This is a genomic window from Actinoplanes sp. NPDC026623 (assembly GCF_040638275.1).
Classification (GTDB): Bacteria; Actinomycetota; Actinomycetes; order Mycobacteriales; family Micromonosporaceae; genus Actinoplanes.
Genome location: NZ_JBEZXZ010000133.1, coordinates 1 through 24,952 on the forward strand (window position 1 = coordinate 1; position 24,952 = coordinate 24,952).

The 24,952-nt window shown below is 72.7% G+C and carries 21 protein-coding genes and 2 pseudogenes; 21 read left to right on the forward strand and 2 right to left on the reverse strand.

Annotation, left to right across the window (positions count from 1 at the left end):
• Positions 1 to 487 (forward strand): annotated as a pseudogene (locus tag AB0F10_RS30685) (hypothetical protein); the annotation flags it as partial.
• A 69-nt stretch (positions 488 to 556) separates the two neighbouring features.
• A complete protein-coding gene (locus tag AB0F10_RS30690; protein ID WP_360632722.1) occupies positions 557 to 1,255 on the forward strand; it encodes a VOC family protein in 699 nt (232 codons plus the stop codon).
• Positions 1,256 to 1,261: 6 nt separating this feature from the next.
• On the opposite strand, the gene AB0F10_RS30695 is transcribed toward AB0F10_RS30690, so the two are convergent.
• Positions 1,262 to 2,029, reverse strand: a complete 768-nt coding sequence (locus tag AB0F10_RS30695; protein ID WP_360632725.1) for a DUF6928 family protein — start codon at positions 2,027 to 2,029, stop codon at positions 1,262 to 1,264.
• A 152-nt stretch (positions 2,030 to 2,181) separates the two neighbouring features.
• Entirely contained in the window at positions 2,182 to 3,243 is a 1,062-nt protein-coding gene (locus AB0F10_RS30700) for a LacI family DNA-binding transcriptional regulator (protein ID WP_360632728.1), read from the reverse strand.
• A gap of 272 nt (positions 3,244 to 3,515) precedes the next feature.
• Here AB0F10_RS30700 and AB0F10_RS30705 point away from each other — a divergent pair, with 272 nt between their 5' ends.
• The 19 genes and pseudogenes from AB0F10_RS30705 to AB0F10_RS30795 form a co-directional block, all read left to right on the forward strand.
• Entirely contained in the window at positions 3,516 to 4,007 is a 492-nt protein-coding gene (locus AB0F10_RS30705) for a MarR family transcriptional regulator (protein ID WP_360632731.1), read from the forward strand.
• A gap of 407 nt (positions 4,008 to 4,414) precedes the next feature.
• Positions 4,415 to 5,521, forward strand: a complete 1,107-nt coding sequence (locus AB0F10_RS30710; RefSeq protein ID WP_360632734.1) for a TauD/TfdA family dioxygenase — start codon at positions 4,415 to 4,417, stop codon at positions 5,519 to 5,521.
• 18 nt (positions 5,522 to 5,539) lie between these two features.
• On the forward strand, positions 5,540 to 7,102 hold the full coding sequence (locus AB0F10_RS30715) for an MFS transporter (RefSeq protein ID WP_360632737.1): 1,563 nt from the start codon (positions 5,540 to 5,542) through the stop codon (positions 7,100 to 7,102).
• Positions 7,099 to 8,025, forward strand: coding sequence for a ThiF family adenylyltransferase (locus tag AB0F10_RS30720; protein WP_360632740.1), 927 nt, complete (start codon positions 7,099 to 7,101; stop codon positions 8,023 to 8,025). The genes AB0F10_RS30715 and AB0F10_RS30720 overlap by 4 nt, the downstream gene beginning before the upstream one ends.
• Before the next feature lie 61 nt (positions 8,026 to 8,086).
• Entirely contained in the window at positions 8,087 to 8,491 is a 405-nt protein-coding gene (locus tag AB0F10_RS30725; protein WP_360632743.1) for an SCP2 sterol-binding domain-containing protein, read from the forward strand.
• Complete coding sequence (locus tag AB0F10_RS30730) at positions 8,488 to 9,726, forward strand: acyl-CoA dehydrogenase (RefSeq protein WP_360632746.1); 1,239 nt, start codon at positions 8,488 to 8,490, stop codon at positions 9,724 to 9,726. The genes AB0F10_RS30725 and AB0F10_RS30730 overlap by 4 nt, the downstream gene beginning before the upstream one ends.
• Positions 9,713 to 10,648 carry a hypothetical protein gene (locus AB0F10_RS30735; RefSeq protein ID WP_360632749.1) on the forward strand — a complete coding sequence of 312 codons (936 nt, stop codon included), beginning with the start codon at positions 9,713 to 9,715 and terminating at the stop codon, positions 10,646 to 10,648. The genes AB0F10_RS30730 and AB0F10_RS30735 overlap by 14 nt, the downstream gene beginning before the upstream one ends.
• Entirely contained in the window at positions 10,645 to 12,033 is a 1,389-nt protein-coding gene (locus tag AB0F10_RS30740; RefSeq protein ID WP_360632752.1) for an amidase, read from the forward strand. The genes AB0F10_RS30735 and AB0F10_RS30740 overlap by 4 nt, the downstream gene beginning before the upstream one ends.
• On the forward strand, positions 12,024 to 12,743 hold the full coding sequence (locus tag AB0F10_RS30745; RefSeq protein ID WP_360632755.1) for an alpha/beta fold hydrolase: 720 nt from the start codon (positions 12,024 to 12,026) through the stop codon (positions 12,741 to 12,743). The genes AB0F10_RS30740 and AB0F10_RS30745 overlap by 10 nt, the downstream gene beginning before the upstream one ends.
• A 171-nt stretch (positions 12,744 to 12,914) precedes the next feature.
• Positions 12,915 to 13,499, forward strand: coding sequence for a hypothetical protein (locus AB0F10_RS30750; RefSeq protein ID WP_360632758.1), 585 nt, complete (start codon positions 12,915 to 12,917; stop codon positions 13,497 to 13,499).
• Positions 13,500 to 13,630: 131 nt separating this feature from the next.
• A complete protein-coding gene (locus AB0F10_RS30755; RefSeq protein ID WP_360632761.1) occupies positions 13,631 to 13,903 on the forward strand; it encodes a hypothetical protein in 273 nt (90 codons plus the stop codon).
• Positions 13,904 to 13,964: 61 nt separating this feature from the next.
• Positions 13,965 to 15,806 (forward strand): Xaa-Pro dipeptidyl-peptidase, encoded by a 1,842-nt coding sequence (locus tag AB0F10_RS30760; protein WP_360632764.1) that lies wholly within the window; start codon positions 13,965 to 13,967, stop codon positions 15,804 to 15,806.
• Between the two features lie 198 nt (positions 15,807 to 16,004).
• Positions 16,005 to 16,325, forward strand: coding sequence for a CU044_2847 family protein (locus tag AB0F10_RS30765; RefSeq protein ID WP_360632767.1), 321 nt, complete (start codon positions 16,005 to 16,007; stop codon positions 16,323 to 16,325).
• Positions 16,322 to 18,073 carry a trypsin-like peptidase domain-containing protein gene (locus AB0F10_RS30770; RefSeq protein WP_360632770.1) on the forward strand — a complete coding sequence of 584 codons (1,752 nt, stop codon included), beginning with the start codon at positions 16,322 to 16,324 and terminating at the stop codon, positions 18,071 to 18,073. Before AB0F10_RS30765 ends, AB0F10_RS30770 begins: the two co-directional genes overlap by 4 nt.
• A 33-nt stretch (positions 18,074 to 18,106) precedes the next feature.
• The gene (locus AB0F10_RS30775; protein WP_360632773.1) at positions 18,107 to 19,099 is read left to right on the forward strand and encodes a MoxR family ATPase; all 993 of its coding nucleotides are present in this window, start codon (positions 18,107 to 18,109) and stop codon (positions 19,097 to 19,099) included.
• On the forward strand, positions 19,083 to 21,443 hold the full coding sequence (locus AB0F10_RS30780) for an SAV_2336 N-terminal domain-related protein (RefSeq protein WP_360632776.1): 2,361 nt from the start codon (positions 19,083 to 19,085) through the stop codon (positions 21,441 to 21,443). Before AB0F10_RS30775 ends, AB0F10_RS30780 begins: the two co-directional genes overlap by 17 nt.
• Positions 21,444 to 21,550: 107 nt before the next feature.
• Complete coding sequence (locus AB0F10_RS30785; protein WP_360632779.1) at positions 21,551 to 23,608, forward strand: trypsin-like peptidase domain-containing protein; 2,058 nt, start codon at positions 21,551 to 21,553, stop codon at positions 23,606 to 23,608.
• A 1-nt stretch (position 23,609) separates the two neighbouring features.
• Positions 23,610 to 24,620 (forward strand): MoxR family ATPase, encoded by a 1,011-nt coding sequence (locus AB0F10_RS30790; RefSeq protein ID WP_360632782.1) that lies wholly within the window; start codon positions 23,610 to 23,612, stop codon positions 24,618 to 24,620.
• A pseudogene (locus AB0F10_RS30795) lies at positions 24,620 to 24,952 on the forward strand (hypothetical protein); the annotation flags it as partial. The gene AB0F10_RS30790 and the pseudogene AB0F10_RS30795, both read left to right, overlap by 1 nt.

Consider the following 24,952-nt stretch of genomic DNA (forward strand, 5'->3'; position numbering starts at 1 on the left):
CCGGGCCGGGGGGGTCTGGCTCTGCGCGGCGCGGGGGCGGTCCGCCCCCGGCCCGGCGCCCCGGCCGGCCTACAGCACGTGGCCGCTCGCCGTCGGGCCCGCCGCCCCGACCGCGCCGGTGTCCCCGCCCGCCCAGCCGTCGTCGTCACCGGCGGCCCCGGAGCGGACGGCCCCGGAGCGGACGGTCCCGGAGCCGGCGCCCGCGGCGCCGACCGCCGCGCCGTTCGTGCAGAGCTTCGCCCAACTGCCGGGGGTGCCCCCGCAGCGGCCGCTGCCGTCGCCGACCGGCACCCATTATGTGCCGTCCAATGTCGACGGCTGCGACCACAATTACGGCACGATCACCCAGTGCGTGCCGTGGACCTTCCCGGCCGGCACGGCGGACCGGTGTGCGTGGCTCACCGCACACGGCTTCGAGGAACTCCGCGTCGCCGGCGGCGACCGCCAGAAGCTCGACGAGGACGGCAACGGCGTCGCCTGCGACTGACCCCATCCGCGGCAGACGGCGCCGTACCCGGCAACCTTGCGGGCTGAATCGGGGATAGGCTGTCGGTCCATGGACATGCTGAAGGGCGACCAGATAGCCGCGGCCAACCTGACCGACTGGCGCAAGCTGGCACAGGGACTGCATGCCCGCTACGTGATTGCCGACTTCGGCGCCGGCGCCCGATTCATCGCCGCGATAGGCGAGGCGGGCGACGCGCTCGGCCACCACCCGCGCGCGTCGATCGGCACCGGATACGTCGACCTCAAGCTGGTGAGCGACGACGCCGTCTACCGCGACGACGAGGGCACCGAACACGTCGTCGAATGGGTGACCCAGCAGGACGTCGACCTCGCGCGACGAATCACCGAGATCGCCGCCGACCACAAGGTCGCCGCCGACCCGGCCTCGGTCAGCGACATCGAGCTGGGCCTCGACACGGCCCGCTCCGCGACCATCGCCCCGGTGTGGGCCGCCCTGCTGACCGGGAGCGCCGAGGCGCAGGGCCGCGGAACCCCGGGCGACGAAATCCGGGATGCCACGGGCCGGGTGCCGAACCTGTGGTTCGGGGACGCCGGCGAGCACGGGCCCCCGGGCCAGCGGTTCCACATCGAGGTCTATGTGGCGCCGGAGGTGGCCGGGCAACGGATCGCCGCCGCCGTCGCCGCGGGCGGGACCGTCGTCGACGACAGCGGCGCGCCCTCCCTCACCGTGATCGCCGACCAGGACGGAAACAGGGGAATCATCTGCGCCGACGCGTCCGCTGCATGAGGCCGATCAGAACAGGTCCTCGATGCCTGCCTCGTGCATGTTGCCGTCCGCACCCCTGCGGTACCTCCGCGGCGGCGCCATCCGGCTGATCGCCTCCCGCAGGAACCGCTCCCGGTCCTGCTGCTCACGCCCCGTCGGATCCTCGACCCGGAAGCCGGACAGGCCGACCGCGTCGGTGTCGACGTCGTCCGGCCGCGGGCGGCCCTCGATGACGAAGCCGAACAGGGCGCGCAGCGCCTCCTCGCCGAGCGCCGGCGGATGAAACGGCAACGGATACGGCCCGCGACCGGGAAACGTGTTCGTGACGGGGTGCTCGCCCGCCAGGTACGGCCGCTCGAACGGATACGGCTCGCCGATGTCCTCCACGATCCCGGTGTCCGGTGAAACGCTCAGCGAGCGGACCAGCCGGCCGCCCTCCCACACGGCGAACGTCAGAGCGTCGCTGACCGAGTGCATCGAATGCAACAGGATCCGCCGGCCCGCCGCCTCCGCGAGCAGATGATCGGGCAACTCGGACGGAGCCACCGAAACGAGCCGCCTGTCGCACAGCAGAACAGCCCCCGGCAGCACGGCGGCGAAGGCGACGTCGTCGGGTGGATAGCAGTCCTCGGAGAGCGACCCTTCCTGGATCGGCGTCACCTCGTATCCGGGGGACAGCCGCCGCACGACCGCTTCGGCCTCAGCGGCACCGGATCGTTCACTCCCACCGGCCCGCCTGAGCGCAGTCGGCAGATCGCCGTCGACGAACGCCAGCAACGCAGTCTTCGCACCCACCCGAACCCCGCCTCCCACCGTCAGGTTGCCGAGATCCTAGCCGTCGAGTTGCTCGATCGGATCATGATGAATGGCCTGGCGCGGCGGGGGTGCGGATGCGGCGCCTGCTGCCGTTCGCCGGCCGGAACCGTTCGCCGTCGTCCCCGGGTGGCTCAGCCCAGTGGTGCCGTCGACTCGCGGGTGACCAGCCGGCAGGGCACGGTCTCCACGCCGGAGCCCACGTCGCCGTCGATGGCGGCGAAGAGCCGCTGCGCGGCCAGGCGTCCCAGCTGCTCGAGGTTGAGGTCGATGGTCGACAGCGGGGGGCGCGCGTTCGCGGCCAGGATGTTCCAGTTGTCGAAGCCGATCACGGCGACCTGGGACGGCACGGCGAGCTTCTCCTGGTGCAGCACGTCCAGCACGCCGCGGGCGATCTCGTCGGAGCCGGCGAAGATCGCGTCGAGGTCGGGGCAGCGCTGCAGCAGCATGCGGGTGGCGCCGCGGCCCCACGCCTCCGACCACGAGCCGAACCAGGGCTGGTCGCCGGCGAGTTCGAGCCCGTGCTCCGCCAGGCGGTCCACCGCACCGCTGGCCCGGTCCTGCGCCGCGCCGTAGGTGGCGTCGCCGGTGATGTGCGCGATGCGCCGCCGGCCATACTGGACCAGGTGGTCGATCGCCATCCGGGCGCCGCCGACGTTGTCGGTCACCAGGGACAGGTCCCGCGGGTCCGCCGAAGGGGAGTAGGCGTAGACGACCGGCACCGCCAGGTCCCGGCCGAGCGACGGCCGCGCGTCGGGGCGGGCGCCGACCACGATGAGCCCGTCGACCCGGCGGGAGAGCAGCGCCCGCAGGTGGTGCCGCTCGCGGACGTTGTCGCCGCGGGCGTCGCAGAGGAACACGGAGATCTCGTCGACGCCGAAGGCGTCCTCGGCGCCCATCAGGATCGGCATCGAGAACCGGCCCTCGAGGTCGGAGGTCAGCAGCCCCACCGTCCCGCTGCGCTGGGTGATCAGCCCCTGGGCGAGCGTGTTGGGGGAGAAGGACAGCTGCTCGGCGGCGCGGACGACCCTGGCGCGGGTCTCGGCGCGCACCTGGGGCTGGCCGTTGAGCGCCTTCGACGCGGTCGCCACCGACACGCCGGCGAGCTTGGCGACGTCCCGCAGCGTGACCGCGCCGCCGCCGGCGTCGGTCCTGGACCTGCGTCCCCGAGACTTCTGCGACGACGAGCCATCCATCGAAGCACTTGACAAGTGTTTCCTCCGTGTTTCGAATTCCTGAAAACGTTTTCCGGTGCCTGTGGGCGATTTCCGCCCGCCCTCTCGCTGCAGATGCTACCTGCCGCGTGGTAATGGCCGAAACTTGCCGAAATGGTGGTGAGTTGCCGCTCCCCGGCGGCTTCGGTGGCCGCCGGAGATCACGGCGGCGGCCGTGGGCAAGGGTCGCGCCGCAGCTCGAGGGCACTGCTGAGACACTGGACATCCGGGATGGCGAGAGCGGAGGCGGTCACGTGGCGAGGAGCAAAGCGGACGCCGAGCGGCAACAGGAGATTAACGAGCGGGTCAGCACGCTGATGCAGCACGCCTCGTCCGTGATGGTCGCGCGCAAGTCCGAGGCGCTGGCCACGTTCGACCTGACCGTCACGCAATACACGGCCCTGCTGATGCTGCGCTGCAACCCGGGTGTCTCCAGCGCGCAGCTCGCCCGCCTGTGCCGGGTCACGCCGCAGTCGATGAGCGTGGTCACCGCCACGCTGGAGCAGCGCGGCCTCACCGAGCGGATGCCGGTGCCGATCCACACCCGGGTCATGGCGATCACCCTGACCCGCAGGGGCGGGGCCCTGCTCGCCAAGGCGGACGCGGCGGCCCGCGCGGTCGACAAGCGTTACGAGGCGGAGTTCACCGCGGCCGAGCTTGCCACCCTGCGCAGGCTGCTGGAGCGTGCCCGGATCGCGCTCGACGACCCGGCGCCCGCGTCCGCCGTGGATCGCGCCGCGTCCTGACCCGCGGTCCGGCGGGGCGCCTCCGGGCGCTCCTGCTCCACCGTTGCCCGGCGTTCACCAGCCACATCGCCCTCGTAGTGGGCAATTCAACCTGGCCTCGGGCCGGAGGTATCCGGCCCGTCGACCTCCGCCGGGCGCTGCCGCCCGGGCCACGTTAATGGGCTCAGTCAACGAGTGACTTGATTCATAGTGCCCTGATCCGCCCCCGGATCCGTCGACGGCGAGCGACCGGAGCTGGCTTTCTCGATGTTGATCTAAGGGCTCGCCGGGCGCGGCCCCAGATACTCGCGTGACCGTTTGCCGACAACCCGTGTTCGCCGGTGCTGACAGTGCCCACCATTGAGTTAGAGTCCGGATCCAAGACAGGCAACTGTCATGGATCAACTAACTGTCATGGGGGAACGGTTGTGACTGTTGAGCAGTCTGCGGTTACCGACGCCGACGGCCGCTCCTGGCCGATCGGGGCGGCCGCCGATACGGCGCTCGTGTTGAGCGACGAGGAGCGGGAATGCCTGCGCGACGTGGCGGTCAGGCTGGGGGAACGGCACGCCGCGCGTCCGGGGGGCACACATCTGGACAACGGCGATCTGATGGTGGACTGCCAGCTGCGCCTGCTGCGCGACGGTCCCGAGCGACTCGTCCACGCGCTCACCGAGTTCCGCTACCGCAGCAACTCCGACGGCGCCCTGCTGCTGCGCAACCTGCCGATCGACGACCCGCTGCCGCTCACCCCGGACGAGGGCAACTTCGACGACTGGCAGCGGCTGAGCGTCGCCTCGATGACCCAGCTCGCGGTGATGAACATCGTGGGCGACGTCATCTCGTACGCGGACGAGAAGGCCGGTCGCATCATCCAGGACGTGTCGCCGGTGCAGGGCGCGGAGAAGCGCCAGGAGAACTCCGGTAGCTGCTTCCTGGAGCTGCACACCGAGGACGGCTTCCACCCGCAACGGCCGCGGTTCATCAGCCTGTTCGGCCTGCGGCCCGACCACGATCACGTCGCGCTGACCCTGGCGAGCGGGATCGGCCGCTCGCTGGTCGCGCTGGACGGCGGCACCCGTGCGGTGCTGGCCCGCCCGCTCTACCGCATCCGCCTCGCGAGCTCGTTCGTCGGCGACCGCGAGGACGTCTACTCCAGCCCGGCTCCGGTGCTGACCGGCTCGCCGTCCGATCCGGACCTCTGCGTCGACTTCCACGCGATGGTCTCGGACGACGCGGAGGGCCGGCGGGCACTCGACAGCCTGCGCCGGGCCATGCTGGCCAACCTGGTCGGCCACGTGATGGAGGCCGGCGACCTGCTGATCATCGACAACGACAAGGCGGTGCACGGGCGCACCGGCTTCTCGGCGCGCTACGACGGTCAGGACCGCTGGCTCCGGCGCTCCTTCGGGGTTCCCGACCTTCGCCGATCGAGCGCCGGGCGGCTGCCGAGCTCGCGCGTGCACCGGCCGATCTTCACCTCCGACGGCGACCGGGCGACGGTCGGGCGTCTCGGTTCGTTCAGCATCGACTAGAGAAGGACTGCGACGACAATGACGACGAGGCCCAACAGGCAAGGTCTGCTACTGGCGGTACTCGGGGCCTGCTTCCTGATGGTGATGATGGACAACACCATCCTCAACGTCGCACTGCAGGCGATCCAGCGGGATCTGGGCGCCGACAACTCCGAACTGCAGTGGGCGGTGGACTCCTACATCCTGGTCTACGCCTCGCTGATGTTCACCGCGGGCGTGATCGCCGACCGGTGGGGCCGGCGCCGCACGCTCGCGGTGGGCCTGGCGATCTTCGCCGTGGCGTCCGCGTTCTCGGCGTTCGCGGACACGCCGAACTCGCTGATCCTGTGGCGCGCGATCATGGGCATCGGCGGCGCGGTGGTGCCGCCGACCACCCTCGCGATCATCAAGAACGCGGTGCCCGAGAAGGAGCAGGGCAAGGCCCTCGGCATCTGGGCGGCGCTCGGCGGAGTGTCGGTGGCCTTCGGCCCGATCATCGGCGGCGCGCTGCTCGAGCGCTTCTGGTGGGGCTCGGTCTTCCTGATCAACGTGCCGGTGGCGATCGCCTGCATCGGTCTGCTCTTCGTGGCCGCCCCGGAGTCGCGTTCCGCCGCGCGGTTCCACCTCGACCTGCCCGGCCTGCTGCTGTCCACCGCCGCGATCGGTTCCATCGTCTACGGAGTGATCCGGGCCGGCGAGGACAACGACTGGTTCGCCCTCGCCTCCGCCGGCCCGATCGCGCTCGGCATCGTCCTGGTGATCACGCTGGTGCTGGTCGAACGCCGGACGGCACATCCGGTGCTGGACGTGAGCCTGTTCCGCAGCGCGCCGTTCGCGGGCGGGACGACCGCGGTGTCGCTCGCGTTCTTCGCGCTCACCGGCGGCACCTTCCTGCTCGTCTTCTACGTGCAGCTCGTGCTGGGACATTCGCCGCTGCAGCTCGGCCTGATCCTGCTGCCGGTCGCCGTCGGCAGCGTCATCTCGGCGGTGAGCAGCGCCGGCGCGGTCCGCCGGTACGGCTTCCGGCCCACGGTGTCGGTCGGGCTGCTGCTGCTGGCGGCCTCCTTCGCGGGCCTGCTGCTGGCCACCGCGAGCTCGCCGCTCTGGGAGCTGGAGGCGAGCCTGTTCGTGGCCGGGCTCGGCATGGGCCTCGTCATGGGCGCCACCACCACGCTGGTGATGACCGCCGTCCCGGCAGACAAGGCGGGCGTCGGCGGCGCGGTCAACAACACGCTCCGGCAGGTGGGCGCGGCGCTGGGCGTGGCCGTCATGGGGTCGGTGCTGTCGATGACCTACCGCAACGACGCGGACGGGGTGCTCAACGCGCTGCCGGAGCCGTTGCGGGAGCGGGCCGGCGACTCGCTCGGCGCCACACTGCTCACCCTGTCCCACAGCGGCCAGGCCGCGGGCGGGCGGGCACTGATGCTGGCCGAGCAGGCCCGCGACGCCTACGTCGACGCCATGCACGTCACCCTCTGGATCGGCATCGGCGTGCTGCTGCTCGGCGTGCTCACCACGCTCGCCTGGGTGCCGAACCGGGTCGGCGGAACGCCCGCGGCGGAGGTCGTGGCCGAGGACGCCCTGACCGGGGAGGCGCGGTGACCGACCTGCTGCCCGACCAGGAGGTGACGACGCCCGCCGCGGCGCGGGCGCTGTCCCCGGAGGAGTTCCAGCGCGTCTTCGTGGCCCGCAACCGTGGCGTGATCGGCGCCGTCGACCAGGCGCGGATCGGCTCGGCGAAGGTGCTCGTCGCCGGCTGCGGCTCGATCGGCGGAGCGGCGGTGGAGCCGCTGGTGCGGCTGGGATTCCGGCGTCTCGTGCTGGCCGACCCCGGCGAATACGAGCTGACCAACCTCAACCGGCAGAACGCCGTCGTGGACGATCTCGGCCGCAACAAGGCGGCGGTGGCGGCCGAGCGGGCCAGGGCCATCAACCCGCACGTCGCGGTCGAGGTCTTCGAGCAGGGCGTCACCGACGAGACGGTCGACCGCATGCTGGACGACGTGCAGGTGGTGATCGACGGGGTCGACGTCACCATGCCGTCGGGCCTGCGGGCCAAGGGGCTGCTGCACGAGCGGGTCCGTGAGCGGCGGCTGCCGCTGATGACCGGCTGGGACATGTCCGCCACCCAGTACGTCCGGGTCTACGACTACCGCACCGAGCGGCAGATCTTCGACGGGGCGGTCACCCGCGCCCAGTTGGGCGAGATGCCGATGTGGGGCCTGCTCGCCCGGCTGATACCGGCCGGCAAGGTGCCGCGCGACCTCATCGCCCTGATCCGGCGAGGGCTGCGGCAGGAGGAGTTCACCTTCCCCCAGCTGGTGCAGGCCGCCGACATGTTCGGGGTGATCGCCGCGACCCTAACGGCACGGCTGGTGACGGGCCGGCCGACGCCGTCGTCCGCCACCGTCGACGTGCACGCCCTCACGGCGCCGCTGCGCCACCGCCTCGGCGACCGGCTGCGGCAGCCGCTCGAGGTCGCCGCCCTGCTCCTTGCCGTTCAGCGCAACCGCTTCCGGCGCTAGTCGATTCGCCTCGCGACGTTTTTCGCACCACATCCATCAGGAATCAACGGGGAGGTTCTTCGTGTCAACGTACACAGATTCGGAAACCGCGTACGCGGTGTTCGGCGAGCTGTTCAAGATCCTGGCCGCCGACGAGCAGTTCACCGAGCGCATGCGGGCCGCCGACCTGACCGTCCGGCTCGTGCACGTCAAGCCCGACTGCGTCATCCACGTCGCACCGGGTGAGGTCCGCTTCGGCGACGACGCGCCGGAGGACGCCGCCATCACGATCAAGATGAGCTGCGACACCGCACACCGGCTCTGGCTCGGCACGCTGCTCATGCCCGCCGCCGTCGCGATGGGCAAGGTGCGCATCAAGGGCAAGGTCGCCAAGGTGCTGGAGCTCGTGCCGATCCTGCAGCCGGCCTTCGACCAGTACCCGCACCTCGTCGCCGCGCACGGCCTGACCGACGGAGCCGCCAAGTGACCGCGACGGTCGAGACGTTCGAAGCCGATCCCGATCTCAACTTCGACCGCGTTCCGCGTCCGGTTCAGCAGTTCGTCGACGAGGTGCGGGCGTTCGCACAGGACGTCCTCGCCCCGCGGGCGGTCGAGCTGGACCAGCAGGCGGCCGACGTCTTCGACTGGGAGGTCATCCAGGCCGGCCATGACATCGGCCTGACCCGGGCGTTGCTGCCGCGCGAACTCGGCGGCCTCGGCGTCGGCGTGCTCGGGCTGGCCATGGCCATGGAGGAGCTGGCCGCGGCCGATCCCGGCATCGCGCTGGCGTTCGGCGCCACGATGCTCGGTCAGACGCCCGTGCTGCTCACCGGCGACCCCGGCCTGCAGGAGCGCTACCTGTCGGGCTTCTCCGGCCCGCGGGCGATGCTGGCCTGCAACGCCGTCGCCGAGGAGGAGGCCGGCACCGACCTGGTCATCCCGCAGCACTTCCCCGACGCCCGGATGCGCACCACGCTGCGGCGCGACGGGGACGGCTACCTGCTCAACGGACACAAGCGCTTCATCACCAACGGCGCGGTCGCGGCCTTCGCCGCGGTGTACGCCAACCTGGAGCCACACCCCGGCGCCACCGGTCTGACCTGCGTCGTCGTCCCGCTGGACGCCACCGGCGTACGCCGCGGCGACGTGCTCGACAAGATGGGCTACCGCAACTGCCTCGGCAGCGAGCTGTGGTTCGACAACGTCCGCATCCCGGCGCACGACCTGGTCGGCGGCGAGTGCCAGGGCACGGCGATCAACGTCGCGCAGGGCAACATGGCGCGCTCGTCGGTCGCGGCGATATCGACCGGCATCGCGCGGCACGCCTTCGAGACCGCCGTGAGCTGGGCCGGTGAGCGGGTGCAGGGCGGCAAGCTGCTGCGCGAGCACCAGATGACCGCCCGGCGGCTGGCCGACATGGCGGTCGGCGTCGACGCCGCCCGGCTGCTCTACCAGCGGGCCGCGATGCTTGTCGACACCCAGCTGCCGGCGCCCGAGCGGGAGCCGGCGATGGCCAAGCTCTTCGCCGACCGGGTGGCGATCGACACCGCGAGCACGGCGGTGGCGCTGATGGGCTCGCGCGGCTACATGCGGTCCTACGGCATGGAGAAGGTGCTGCGCGACTCGTTCGGCACCCGCATCTTCGAGGGCACGCCGGAGGCGCTCGCCCTGTCGATCACGGACTGCCTGTACCGGGATGACGATGACGATGACGACCTCTGACCTGATAGCCCCGGCCGGTGACAGCCGGAACGGGGACCTGGACACCGAGTACGCCCGCGCCCTCGTCGCGCTGCACCGCTCGCTGCGATTCCCGGACCTGCCGTCCACGGTCGGCGCCAAGGCGCTCAGCCGGATCGAGGGGCTCGGCGACGGGCTCACCACCATCGGATTCAGCTCGGACACCGTCGATCAGCGTCACCTGCAGGCGGTGTTCGGGTTCCGGCTGGCCGAGTTCGTCGACCTGTCGCTGATGAGCTCCCAGCTGGCCCGGACGACGGCCCTGCTCGCCGAGCCGCCGGACGCCACCGTCGTGCACACCGTCGTGCTCGATGCGGACGGCCGGATCCTCGGCTACGTCGGCCTGCTCGGCACGCGTGACGTGTTGCCGCGCCGGCTCGACGACCCCGGCCGCAGCCGCTTTCCGGTCGAGGGCGCGCACGACGTCGACCTGCTGAGCCCGTTCGCCGGCGGCGGACTCACCACGCGGGAGGTCTTCGAGATCAAGCGGTTCGTCCGGGCCGGCGACGTGCCGCCCGGCCCGGCGCACGAGCGGGTGCCGTGGCACCTGATCCTCGCGCTCGGCCGGTCCGTGCTCCCGATGGGCCGGCCGTTGATGATCGGCGACAGCCGGGCCAACGGCGCGCTGCGCCACCTGCGGCTCATCGGGTTCGACCCGCTCGTCGTCGCCGGCACCAAGCCGGAGCTGCCCCGGACCTCGCTGATGTGGTCCAGCTACCTGTTGCCCGTGCCGGCGATCCCGTTCGCCGGGGTGGTGCCGGCGAACCTGGCCGCCTACCTTGACACCATCGAGCAGGGCCTCGCCGCCGAGCACGACGAGAACTGGCAGCGCCGCCTGATCGCCCGGCTCTCGGCCCTGCGGAGGGCGCCGAACGCCGAACGCGCCGAGGGGAAGACCGAGTGACAGTCCTGCACGAGTTGTCGGCCGGCGAGCTGGCCGGCCTCATCAGAGCCGGCAGGGTGACCTCGGTCGAGGTCACCCTGCACCACCTCGATCGCATCGCCCGGCTCGACGGCCGGCTCGGCGCCTTCGCCACGGTGACCGGGGAGCCGGCGCTCGAGCAGGCCCGCCGGGCCGACGAGTTCCTGGCCGCCGCCGGGCCGGACGGGGTCGGCGCCCTGCACGGGGTTCCGGTGGCGGTCAAGGACAACATCGACGTCGAGGACGTGCCCACCGGCTGGGGCAGCGCCGACCGCGGAGACGAGGCGGTCGGTGACGACAACGTGGTCGTCCGGCTGCGCCGGGCCCACCTGCCGATCCTGGGCAAGACCCACCTGCCGGAGTTCGCGCTGCCCTGCTACACCGAGAACCTGGTCGGCGGCGACACCGCGAATCCGTGGCGGCCGGAATTCTCACCCGGCGGCTCCAGCGGCGGCTCGGCGGCCGCGGTGAGTGCCGGGCTCGCGCCCGTCGCGCTGGGCACGGACGCCGGCGGGTCGGTACGGATCCCCGCCTCGTGCTGCGGGCTGGTCGGCGTGCGGCCGAGCAACGGCGCGGTCAGCAACGGCCCGTCGGACCCGGCGCCTACCGGGCTGTCGGTGCCCGGGGTGCTGGCCCGCACCGCGCTCGACGCCGCCGCCCTGCTCGGCACGATCGCCGGCCCGATGCACGGCGACTCGATCGCCTCCCGGCCCTATTCGGAGCCCGGCGGGCCGCTGCGGATCGGGCTGGCGATCGAGCCGATGGTGCCCGATCTGGAGGTCGCCGACGAGTGCCGGGCCGCCGCCGAGAAGCTGGCGGCGAGCCTGGCGTCGGCGGGTCACGAGGTCATCCCGATCGAACTCGGCAAGGACGTGGCCGTCGCCGACGCCTTCCGCGACGCCTGGTCGGTGGTCGCGGCCTCCTTCGAGGTCGAGGACGAGGACTCGCTCGCGCCGTTCACCCGCTGGATGCGAGACCGCGGCCGGCGGGTCGGCGGGGTACGCCTGCACGAGTGCCTGACCATGTTTCGCGGCGTGGCCCGGATGCTGGACGAGATGGTGTTCAGCACGGTCGACCTGCTGGTCACGCCGACCCTGGCCCAGCCGCCGCAGCGGCGCGGGGTGTTCCGCGCCGACGCGGACGAGGAGGCGAACTTCGCCGCCATGACCCGCCTCATGCCGTTCACGCCGATGTACAACATCGCCGGCATGCCGGCGGTGAGCATCCCGGTGCACGAGGCGGACGGCCTGCCGATCGGTGCCATGCTCGGCGGCCCGTACGGCAGCGAGTGGCGCATCCTGCGGGAGGCGGCGCTGGTCGAGGCGCGCGCCGGGGGACCGCGGGGGGTGGCGCCGGGATGGCAGTGACGAGCCCGCCGGCCGGCTCGGCGGTGCTGCTGCACGGCTTCGCAGGGTCGCCGTCGAGCATGGAACCGTTCGCCCGGGCGCTGGAGCCCGAGCTGCGCCGGGTGACGGTCCCGGTGCTGCGCGGTCACGGCGGCGAGTGGGCGGACCTGCGGTCGGTGACCTGGCGGGACTGGTGCCAGGACGCGTCGCAGGCCGTCGACGCGGTCTCCGGCGAGGGGCCGGTGGCCGTCATCGGCCTCTCCATGGGCGGCGCCCTGGCGTTGCATCTGGCCGCGACCCGTCCCGAGGTCAGCCACGTCGTGCTGGTCAACCCGGCACTGACCCTGACCAACCCGCTGCTCCCGCTGCTGCCCCTGCTGAAACACGTGGTGCCGAGCATCCCCAACGAGGGGCGGCAGGTGAAGGACCCGTCGGTCGACTACCAGCCTTACCGCCGGATCCCGCTGAAGGCGGTCCACGAGCTGATCCGGCTCCAGGCCGACGCCCGGCGGCGGCTGCCGTCCGTCACCCAGCCGATCCTGGCGTTCCGCTCCCTGGCGGACGGCGAGGCCGGCGTCCGTTCGCTGGACATCGTCCGGCACGGCGTCCGGTCGCCGAGCGTCGCCGAGGTGCCGCTGGCGCGCAGCGGTCACATCGCGACGGTGGACTGGGACGCCGCACAGATATTCGAGCAGTCGGCCGCCTTCCTGGCCGGCCGTCCCCCGGGCTGAGGCGGCCTTCTCCCGGTGCCCCGGCGCCGGGCGTCTCCAGGACGTCCGGCGCCGGGCTCGGTCCACGGTTCGGGAGACCGCACCGCGAGGTGTCGTGGTAGCACGATCGATCCGGCCCCGCCCCGGCGGCAGGATGAGAGGTCTCACCTCTCCGGGATTGCGGGGGTCATCATGAACGACACCTCTACCGTGCTCGACCGCTCCTCGAGGCCCGGCCGGATTCGCCGCGGGGCCGGATTCGCCGGGCGTGCCCTGCTCTACTGCGCGACGCTGATTCCGCTCGGGATCGTGTCGCTGGTGGCCGGGCCGCTCGACGGCCCCCGGACGGCGGGCTGGTGGCGCGGCCTGCGCACCGGCCTGCTCGGCGGCACGCCGGTCCCGCCCGGGCGGCCGGGCCCGGCGAAGATCCTCGGCCACGCGGCGGCGAGCGTGCTGCTCGGCGCCGCGGCCCTGCCCGCGCTGGGCATGATGGTGCTGTTTGTGCTGCGCGGGGTGCTCTACGGCATCGTGGACCAGGGTCCCTACACGACATCGTGGGGAGGCCCGAGCCGGGCCGGCGCCTGGATCGTGCACTTCCTCGTCGGCGTGCCGATGGCCGTCGCCGCCCTGGCCGCGCTGGCCGGCATCGCCGCCGTTCACCAGCGGCTGACCCGGTCCCTGGACGGCCCGCGCCCGGCCGGCTGGGTGATCGCGGTGACGCTGCTGGTCCCGCTCCTCGCGACCGTCCTGGTCGTCCTCTGGACACACCAGCTGTGAGTCCACGTAGGGGCCCGGCCCCGAGGCGGCGGGCGCGGAAACCGGGGGCCGGCTCAGGGAGGTCACCGGAGGACACCCTTGCGCAGCCGTCGCATCCTCGAGGTAGAACCTTCCAGCCGAGGAGCAGCACGATGAAAAGCATGGAAATCTTCACGGCCGCCCGTGCGGAGGCCCTGTTCACCAGCGAACTGCCAACCGGTTCCGAGCCGACCTCGGCGGACATCAGACGCGCGATCCAGTGCGCCGTCCGCACCTACGGCGGGGTGCGCGGCTGCGCCTCGCAGATGGCGTACGGCTTCGGCGAGAGCCCGGAGACCGCCGCGAACCGCATGCGGTGGGCCCGGAGCGTGGTGATCGCCAACTATCCGAGCCGCCGCCACGGGCCGGCGCCGGGCGGCCGCTGACCGCCGCGCCAAGTGCCCGGAACACCCCCCACGCATCGATGGCAGGCGATAGTCTCGCCCGATGCGATCCGTCCGAAGAGTGGCGCACACCCTCGCCGCCATCACCACCGCCGCACTCACGATCCTGGCGACCGCCGCGGTGGCACAGGCCGCACCGGCCGCCGGAGGCACCGAACCGGTTTACGACTACGGTCAGGCCATCCGCGAGCAGATCTGGGTGCAGACCCAGGTCGACAGCGACTCCGACGGCCGGCCCGACCGGGTGGCCGTCCGGATCATCCGGCCCCGCACCGACGCCAAGGTGCCGGTGATCTTCCAGGCCAGCCCCTACTACGCCGGGCTCAACGACGTACCGAACCATGACGACGTCGACCGGGACGCGGCCGCGGCGCGCCGCGGCGCCGCACCGGGCGCGGACCGCGCGGCCGAGTCCATCGTCTTCGCCGGCTACCTCGACAACTACTTCGTCCCGCGCGGCTACGCCGTGGTCTTCGCCGACAGCCTGGGCAGCGGCGGCTCCGACGGCTGCCCCACCTCCGGCGGGCGCAACGAGACCCTCGGCATGAAGGCCGTCGTCGACTGGTTCAACGGTCGCGCGCCGGGCTTCGACGCCGCCGGCGCACCCGTACGGGCCGACTGGTCGACCGGGCGCACCGGCATGATCGGCGTCTCCTACAACGGCACCCTGCCGAACGCGGTCGCCGCGACCGGCGTGCGCGGGCTCGAGACGATCGTGCCGATCGCCGGCATCTCCAGCTGGTACGACTACTACCGGGCGAACGGCGGGGTCGTGGCACCCGGCGGCTTCCAGGGCGAGGACACCGACGTGCTCGCCAAGGCGGTGCTGACCCGGGCGAACCCGGAGGCCTGCGCCGGCGTGATGGCGGCCCTGGAACGCGACCAGGACCGGGAGACCGGCGACTACAGCCGCTACTGGGCCGAGCGGAACTACCTGCGCGACGTGGACAAGGTGCGCGCCAGCGTGCTGCTGGTGCACGGCCTGCACGACGACAACGTCCGCACCATCCAGGCCGGGCAGTGGTGGGACGCCCTGGCCCGCCGGCACGTGCCGCGCAAGATCTGGCTGCATCAGGCCGGGCACACCGACCCCTTCAACGTACGCCGCGCCGAGTGGCTGAGCACCCTGCACCGCTGGTTCGACCAGTGGCTCTACAAGATCGACACCGGCATCCTGCGCGAGCCGATGGCGGACGTCGAGGTCGCACCGAACGTCTGGCGCACCTCGAGCACCTGGCCCGTACCGGGCACGCGGCCCACCGCGCTGTTCCCGTCGGAGTCCGGCCTGGCGACCCGGCCGTCGCCCGGACCGCGGCAGTCCTTCGTGGACGACCCGGCACAGACCCCCGAGGAGCTCGCCGACAACGAGTCGAGCGCCGACCCCAACAGGCTGGCGTACCTCTCCGAGCCGCTCACCCGCGAGACCCGCCTGTCCGGCACGCCGAGGGTGACCATCCGGGCCGACCTGGCCGGCAGATCGCCCTATCTGACCGCGCTGCTTGTCGACTACGGCGTCGCGGACCGCTACGCGGCGCTGCGGTCGCTGACGGTGCAGGACTGCGTCGGGCCCGGCATCCCCGGTGACCCGGGCTGCTTCAACCGCCGGGAGTACGTGACCGCGCAGACGCCCTCCGAGATCGTCACCCGGGGCTGGATCGACGTGCGCAACCGGCTCTCCGCCGCGCACACCACGCCCGTGCGCGCCGGCAAGGCATACACGTTCACCTGGAACCTGCAGACCGAGGACCACGTCTTCGCCGCGGGCCACCGGATCGGCCTGGTGCTCATCTCCACCGACCGTGACCACACCCTGAGATACCCGGCCGGCACCGAGGTCGGCGTCCGCCTGGGCGTCTCCCGAGTGGTGCTCCCACTGTCACACTGACCCCGCGCGCCGGCGCGCCCCACCGAAGGGGCGCGCCGGCAGGCCCCTCCGCTGTCAGGATCCCAGTCCGACCGCGACGGTGGCGATGTCCACCCGGAGGTGTCCCCGCGGCTGTTTGGGCATGGCGTGACCACGAGAAGGTCCGGTAGCGTGCGATCGGCGCGGATGTTGTCCAGCACGGTCCGACGTGAGGTGCCCTTGAGTGAATTGATGCGCTTCGAGACCTCCACCGGAAGCCTCGTCGTCGAGGTCGGCGACCAGGACCCGGGATACGAGCTGGTCGATCGCCGGAACGTCATCTTCGATACCAAGCGACGGCTGGAAGCGGTGCTCCTGGAAATGCAGGAGGCGGGTCAGAGCGCCCTGAAGGTCTTCCGCGAGGGCGGCGCCGACCCGGACGAGATCGAGGTCGAGTTCGGGATCAAGCTCACCGCGCAGGCCGGCGCCGTCCTGGCGAAGGCGTCCACCGAGGCGCATTTCAAGGTCAAACTCACCTGGGCCAAGAACAACGACACGTGAGGGGCGAGCCAGCCGAGTGGCCGGTCCGCGTCTTCGACGCGGCGGACCCCGATTCCGGGGCGGCCGGCTTCCTCATCGCAGCGGACACGGTGATGACCTGCGCACACGTCGTCGACGGGATGGCCGAGCCGACGGTCCGCTTTTCGGCCGGCACCGGCCTCGACGATCAGCGGGCCCGGGTGATCGCGCGAGGCGGCTGGCGGCCGGGCGGCGACGACCACGGCGACGTCGCCGTCCTCGAGCTACCCTCGCCGGTCGGGCTCGAACCGGCCGCGTTCGCCCCGCAGAACGCCCTCGATCTGCCGGCCGACCTGGCCGTGCTGGGTTTCCCCCGGCGCAGACGCGACGAGCGTTCCCGGGTGGCGCTGGTGCACGTCTCGTCGAGGCTGCTGCCGATCGAGGAGTGGATCCAGCTGGAGAGCAACACGTCGTTCGGCCCGGCGGTCGAGCACGGCTACAGCGGCAGCGCGGTGACGATCCGCGACACCGGTGCGGTCGTCGGCATGGTGACCAGCGCCGACCCCCGTGAGCGGATATCGCTCATGCTGCCGTCGCGGCGGCTCGCACTGCACTGGCCCGGGCTGCTGGAGCACGTGCCGCTCGGCCCGCTGACGCCCCGGCTGCACCGTGACCTTCGCGCCATGCTGGCCGGGATCGACGCCGGCCTGGCGCGGGGCGTTGCGGCGCGGGCGCTCCTCGCGACCGGAGGCCCCGAACTCGACTCGTCGCGGCTGGCCGGGGACGCCTCGGCGTACCAGATCGCGGCACACCTGGCCGAGTCGTTGTTCGCCTTCGACAGCGATGATCGGATCGCGGGGACGCTCGCCGCGTTCTGCCGGGAGATCGACGCCGCGACGGAGCACGCCGGGGCGAGCGCGGACCTGCGCCGCTGGTGGACCGAGCACCAGCCCGGCAAGGCCGCCGCGCCGGCCGGACCGGTGGTGGTCTCGGTCTCGGTGGGGCCCGCGACGGCCGGCGTCGATCAGGCCATGCTCAGCGTCCAGCTCTGGTCGGCCGACGATCTGCTCGACGAGGCGTTCCGCGAGGTGGTGCCGCAGCGGGGGGTGCGGGCGACGGTGGAGGGTCTGCTCTTCGGCGTCATCGAGGAGAGCATCCTGCCCGCGACCGACGTGCTCGTGGAGTTCGTCCTGCCGGCCCGCTGGCTCGCGAAACCGGTGGAGAGGTGGCGGCTGAGGCCCGGCGGCACCGAGCTCGGGTGGCGGTATCCGGTGGTGGTGCGCGACCAGAGCCGGTCACGCTCCGCGGCCCCGTCGCGCGATCACCAGGCCCGTACCCAACGGTTGTCCTCCGCCGGCCTCGACGACGACGGCGTCCTGTGGACGGACTGCCTGCACGCCCTGGACCAGCGGCGGCTGGATGCGACCCTGGCCGGACGGCCCGAACTGGTGCTCGTCGGGTTTCGCCGCCAGCCCCGCGCGCCCGCCCTGCTGGCGCTCGGTGCCAACGGGGTCCCGGCCGCCGTGTGGCGGCGCCGGACCTGCGCGCGCGGGGACTGCCCCTCCGGCCTGCCCTGCCACGGCACGTCCTTCCAGCGGGCGCTTCGGGACGAGATGACCGGCCCGGGGGGACCGCTGCGCGCCGCCGACCTGCCCGGCCTGCTGTGGAGGCTGCGCAGCGAGGCCGGCGCGGACGAGTCGCACCCGTTCCGATCGATGACGCTGCTATGGGAACCCGCGGTGTCCCGGCGGCAGGTGTCGCGCCTGGGCATGGCGCGCTACCGGCCGTGACCAGAGGCCGACCCCGACAAGAGGCTGGAGAACATGCCGGAGCAGTGGGAGATCTACCGCGCCAGTCGGCTTCCGCACGACGGCATCACGAGGTTGCCCGAGCCGCCGCCGTGGCGCCGCTTCAGTGGAAAGCCGCCGTTGCCGCCGCCCGAGCCGATGACGGATGACGCGGACATCGCGCGGGCGACCACCTACCGGCCGCGGTCCCGGACGGTGCAGCAGGTGAACGCCGCCCTCTACCTGCGCCGTCCGCTGCTGGTGACCGGGCCGCCGGGCACCGGCAAGACCAGCCTCGCGTACGCGGTGTCCTACGAGCTCTCCCTCGGCCCCGTCCTGCGCTGGTCGGTCAGCAGCCAGACCACCCTTCGCGACGGCCTGTACACCTATGACCCGCTCGGCCGGTTGCGTGCGGCCGGTGACCAGGCCGGACAGGATCCCGACCGGGCGGAGGAGATCGGCCGTTTCCTGCGGCTCGGCCCGCTCGGCACCGCGCTGCTGCCCTGCGACGTCCCGCGGGTGCTGCTGATCGACGAGCTCGACAAGAGCAATCTCGACATGCCGAACGATCTCCTGTCGATCTTCGAGGAGGGCTGCTACGAGATTCCGGAGCTGGTCCGCGCCTCGACCCGCAAGGCCGAGGTGCTGGACGCGTCCGGGTCCCGGCGGGTGCCGATCGTCGACGGCAGGGTCAGCTGCCGGAGCTTTCCGCTGGTGATCATGACCAGCAACGGCGAGCGGGAGTTCCCGCCCGCGTTCCTGCGCCGGTGCATCTCCGTCGACCTCGGACAGCCGACGAAGGAGGAGCTGGCCGAGATCGTGGCGGCGCACCTGCCCGACATGGTCACCCGCAGCGACGACATCATCCAGCGGTTCCTGACCCGCCGATCCAGCGGTGAGCTCGCCACCGACCAGCTGCTGAACGCCATCTACCTGACCAACGTGACCGGTGCGGAGGACCGTGCCGCGCTGGCGGCCGACATGATGCCCTACCTGTCGCCCGGATTCCCCGATGACCCGGAATATTGACCAGGTCCGCGTCGCGCTCCAGGAGTGCGGCTTCGCGGCCGCGCCGCAGGACCTCGCGGACCTGGTCTGGCTGGCGCGGTTCCTGCCCGGGCCGCAGGAAGGCGCCGGCCCGGCGGCCCCCTCCGCCCCGCCGGACCGGGCACCGCCGGCCGCGGCCGGGTCCGAGGTCGTCTCCTCCAGGCCGCCCCCGGCCGAGGCCGCCGCGCAGGCGACGCCGGTCTACCTGGCGTCCCGGCGACCCCGGCCGGGCCGGGAGGGCACTACCGTGCGGATCTCGCCGGCCCCCGCCCTGGTCCGCAGGCTGGCGTTGCAGCGGGCGCTGCGTCCGTTCCGGCGGTGGATCCCGGACCCGGTGCGCCCGGTGTTCGACGAGGACGCCACCGCGGACCTCGCCGCGCGCCGCTCCCTGGCCGGATCGTCGTGGCTTCCGGTGTTGCGCCCCGGCGCCCGGCGGGCCTTCGATCTCCTGCTCGTCGTCGATACGAGCGAGTCCATGGTCATGTGGCACCGGATGGTCGCCGATCTCGCCGGCGCGTGCACCGAGACCGGGTTCTTCGGCACGGTGACCACGCTGGCCCTGGACGCCAAGGGCACCCTGCGCGAATACCGTGCCGAGGACGGCGCGGGCCGGCCGGTCCGGGGACGCGCGTCCGGCTCCCCGTTCTCCCCTGGACGGCGGGTCACCCTGGTGTTCAGCGACTGCTGCGGCGGGCAGTGGCACGGCCCGGCCCAGCGGACGCTGCTGGCGCTCGCCCGCGGCGGCCCGGTCGCCGTCCTTCAGCCGCTGCCCGAGCGGCTCTGGGCGCGAACCTCGGCACCGGTCTCGATCGGACGGCTGACGCCCCCGGCGCCGGGGGCGCCCAGTTCGACGTCGATCTTCGTCGCCCAGGCCGCCGCCGATTCCGCCGCGCACCGGGCGGTGGCGCCGGTCATCGAGATGACTCCGGCCGCGCTGCTTCGGTGGGCCACCATGGTGGCCGGCGGAACGCCACTGGTGCCTGCCGCGGTCATCGACCTGTCGCCGGCCGAAGCCCTGCCGTCGCCGCCCGGCGACGACACCACGACGGACGTGAAAGAGCTGGTCCGGCGCTTCGTGGCGGCGGCCTCGGCCGGCGCCATCCGGCTGATGCGCTGCGTCGCCATCACCACACCCGCGCTCCCCGTCATGCACCTGCTCCAGCAGACCGTGCTGGGCCGGTCCGCGCCGACGGACATCGCCGAGGTGGTGCTGAGCAGGCTTCTGCGCCCCTCGGACGAGGACCCCGAGACCTACTCCTTCATCCCGGGCGCCCGCGAGGAGCTCCTGCGTAACCTGGGTCGCGGCGATGCCGCGGACACGGTGGACGTGCTGATCCGGGTCGCCCGCCGGATCGACAGCGGGCGGCGGGCGCCGGGGCTCGAACCGATCCGGGTCCTGATCGCTCAGGGGACGAGCCCGGACGCGGTGGCGGAGGACCGGCCGTTCGCGCTGATCGACAGCGGGGTCCTCAACCGCCTCATGCCGCGCCGCCTGACCGCGCCGGCCGGGCCGAACCCCCGGTTCACCGCGGTGTCCGCGATCCTCACCGTCAGCCTCGCGCCGTGGGCGATCGACCCGCATCGCCGCTTCCTGTTCTCGGCCGTCCTGCACAACGGCGGGCAGCAGCGTTCGGTGGCCAGCTCGGACGACCCGCAACGGCTCGACGACGTGCGGCACCGCGTCAACGCCCTGCTCGACGAGGTGGTCTCCGAGGTCGATCCGGAGCAGGGCCGGATGGCGGTCGAGTTCGTCCTGCCGCGGGTCCTGATCACCGAGCCGGTGAGCGAGTGGGCGTCGACCGGCCCGCTGGGGCTGCCGATCGGCGACGAGTTCCTGGTCACCCTGCGAAGTTACGAGCGTCTGCGGCAGCCCCGCACCTGGCCGCAGTGGTCCGCCAAGTGGCGTCTCGCGCAGGGGCAGCTCAGACCCGACGCGGCGGCGCTGCTCTACCTGGGACGCGGCGACCGGACCGACCCACGGCGGATCTTCGAGGAGCTGAGCGCCGACGACAAGCTCGCGCTCGTGCTGGGTGGCCCGCTTCCACGGCAGGCCGAGCTGCAGCCCTACGACCCGCTCGCGGCGGCCCTGCAGGCGGGGATCCCGTACGTCTTCTGGCTGCGGGACCCGGCGCGGGAGCAGGAGTTCCGGCGAGCCGTCCAGCGGGCGGCGAGCGAGATGCCGATCCGGGATCTGCCGTACGAGCTGGCCGGCTGGCGGACCACCGGTGATCGTCTCGGCCGGCAGGTGTCGATGATCGTCTGCGACTACGACCGGCGCAGCCCGTCGGACAGAGGGCTGATACCGCCCCGTCGGCGAACTTCGTAGTATTCGCTACGCGACCGCGGTACTACAATTCGCTGATCGAATCGCCGGAGTGGGAGGCAGCGAATGTCACTGCTTCTCCGGGCCCGGAAACCGGTCGGCGGCCCTTGGTGAGTCCGACCGGGACGGACGACGCCCCGACTCGGGCGAGGCTCGACGGGTGGCAGGTGCGGATCGCCGACGAGTCCGGCCGGGTGCGGGGTTCCGGCGTCCTGATCACCGACCGGCACGTCCTGACCTGCGCCCACGTTCTCGGTGCCGGCCCCGAGCCGCCGGCCGGGTCCTTCGTGCTCACGTTTCCCCGGTCGAAACGACAGCACCGGCTGTCCGGCACCGTCCTGCCGGACAGCTGGTCACCGGACGCGGCGGACGACGTCGCACTTCTCTCGATAGACGGGCCGCTCGCCGCCGACGTCGCACCGGCACGGGTGGGCGCGGCCCCGCCGGGCGGTGCCCGGCCCGCCAGCGTCTACGGGCAGCCGCCGGACACCCCGGACGGCATCTGGGCGCAGGTCCTGATAGGGGAGAGCGCCGGCTCAGCGACGGAGCTGGTGCGGGTGGGCGGCCCGCGCGTCGCCATCGAACCGGGTTTCAGCGGCGGCGGCGTGCTGGACGAGTCCACCGGCGCGGTGGTGGGCATCGTGGCGACGTCGGGGCTTGCATCCGGCCGATCGGTCACCTGGATGATCCCGATGGCGGTGGTCGCGAACCACTCCGCCCTGGTCCGGACGCTGCTTGCCGGCCCCGAGCCGCCCGAGGAGCTGAGCCCGGCGACCCTGGCCGATCTTCGAGATGCCCTGGTCGGCATCCCCTACTTCCGCGACGCCCGCACTCGGCGGCTCTATCTGGATGCGGTGGGCCGCCGGATGCGGGCGGAATTCGGCGTGCCGATCGAGGTGTCGCCCAGTCTCGATCCGGCGGCCGACGCGGAGGCCCTGCTCGGCGCCTGCCGGGCCGTCCCGGGCTCGCTGCGGATGCTGGTCAAGGACTTCCCGCTGGGTGCCGCCGTCGGGCCGGAGGTGGGTCTGCTCTCCCTGCGGGTCGAGCTGGTCTCCCCGGAACGGCTGCTGGCCGGCCACGAACGCGGTGACCTGGTGGAGCTGCTCGCGACGGTGCCCGCCGATCGGCTGCGCCTCGCGTACCGGCGTACCGTGCCCTGGCCGGCGACCGCCGAGGCGCCACCGACGGGGCTCGACCGGCTGGTCCGGGCCCTCGAGGGAATGACACACCGCCCGGGCGGCCTGCCGCGGGTCCTCACCTTCGCCGAGCAGGTGGCCGCCGTGACCGACGACCCGGTCCGGGCGGGACTGTGGTCGTGGACCGACCGGGTCGCCGCGCGGCTGCGGATGTCCCGGCCGGTCGTCGAGGAGGTCCGCCGGGCACTGGCCGCGAGCGCCGCGCCCCCGGCGGCTCCCGTGCTGACCATCCAGCTCGCGCCGGACGCCCTGCGGCCCGGCGACCGGTTCCTGCTCTCGGCGGTGCTGGACGCCGACGGCCGCCGGCGGATGCTGGCGGCCCACGACAAGCCGCTCGGGCTCGCCGCCGTGCACGCGGCCCTGGACGAGTTGCTGGACGACGTGCACGGCACGCACGGCGGGGACGGGCGGCTCTCCGTGGAGATCGTGGTGCCGCGGGTGCTGCTGACCGAGCCGTTCGAGCGCTATCCGGTGATCCTGCGCAGCTTCGAGCGGATGCGGCAACGGAGCCTGTGGCCGCAGTGGGAGCGCAAGTGGACGATGGCGCGCCGCCAGCCGACCGTCGGCTCGCACGTCATGCGGTACATCGCCGGCGGTGACACGGTGCCCGCCCGGGAGGTCTACCGTGGCCTGCAGTCCGCCGAGAGCCTCGCGCTGGTGCTCGGCGGCCCGCCGCCACGCCAGCGGGAACTCGCGCCGCCCGATGCGTTCGCCGCCGCGCTGCAGGCCGGCGTCGCCTATGTCATCTGGCTGCGGGAGGTGTCGATGGAGGTGGAGTTCCACGCCGCCGTACAGGGACTGCTGGACCGGGTGCCGGTGCGGGAGCTGTCGGACTATGTGACGCGGTGGCGTGACGACGGCGAGCGCGGCGAGATGGCGTTCGCGGCCCACGTCTCCATCATGGCCTGCGACTACGACCGACGAGACCCATTCGCGTCCCGCTTCCTCGGACCGCCGAGAAGGAGAGACTGACATGACGGATACCGGCTGGCACATCTACCGGGGCGACGGCGTACGCCACGACAGGATCGACCTGCTGCCCGAGCCGCCGCCCTGGCGCAGTTTCGACGGCGAGGTGCTGGAGCCGGCGCCGGCCGACGTGCCCCTGAACGCGGCGCGACCGGGCGCGGAGGAGCGAGCCGCGAACTACCGGGCGGACGCCTCGGTCGTCGACATGGTGAACGCCGCGATGTACCTGCGCCGCCCGCTGCTGGTGACCGGCCGCCCGGGAACCGGCAAGTCCTCGCTGGCGTTCAGCATCGCCTGGGAGCTCGGCCTCGGTCCCGTCCTGTCCTGGCCGGTCACCAGCCGGTCGCAGCTGCAGCAGAGCCTCTACGGCTACGACGCCATCGGCCGGCTGCAGGAGGCCAACCTGCGCCGGCTCGGACAGCCGGGGCCGCCGGACACCAGCGCGGGCCGGTTCATCACGCTCGGCCCGCTGGGCACCGCCCTGATCGCCCGGGACCGGCCGCGGGTGCTGCTCGTCGACGAGTTCGACAAGGGCGACATCGACCTGCCCAACGACCTGCTCAACGTGCTGGAGGAGGGGGAGTTCGCGATTCCCGAGCTGACCCGGGAGGAACTCGACGAGCCGGTACGGCTGTTCACCCACGACGGTGGCAGCGCCCTGGTGCCCGGCGGCCGGGTCCGCTGCCGGGCGTTCCCCGTCATCATCATCACCAGCAACGGGGAACGGGCCTTCCCGGAGGCCTTCAAACGCCGTTGCATCCAGGTCACCATCAGCGAACCCAGCCCGGAGCAGCTCGCGATGATCGTGCGCACCCAGCTCGGCGAGGAGCCACTGGCCCGGGCGGAACTGGTGTTCAGCCGGTTCATGAGTCAGCGCGACGCCGGAGTCCCGGTGCCGACGGACCAGTTGCTGAACGCCGTCTACCTGGCGACGGCCGGCCTCGACGGGGATGCGGGGACGCGACGCGAGGTCGCGTTGGCACTGCTTTCGTCGATCGGTTCGGACGACCGGTAATGACCCGGCGGAGCGTCGTCGAGCACCTGGCCGAGGCGGCCAGGCGGGCGGGGCTGTCCCCGGTCGCCACGGACCTCGCCGACGTGCTGTGGCTCGCGACGCAGATCAGCCCGGCCGCGTCCGGCGTCGCCGAGCCAGGTGGCCCGGTCGAGCCCGAGGTCGCGGGTCCCGGCGAGGCGGGCTCCGCCCGCTCCGGCCCCGAGGCCGGCGTCTCCGCCCGGCCGGAGCCGGAGCCGTCGTACGCCGACCAGGCCGGCGCCGGGCCGGGCCAGGACGCGGTGCTGCGGCAGCCGGCGTTCGAGCCGCCGCCGGCGGGACAGCCGCCGGCCGGC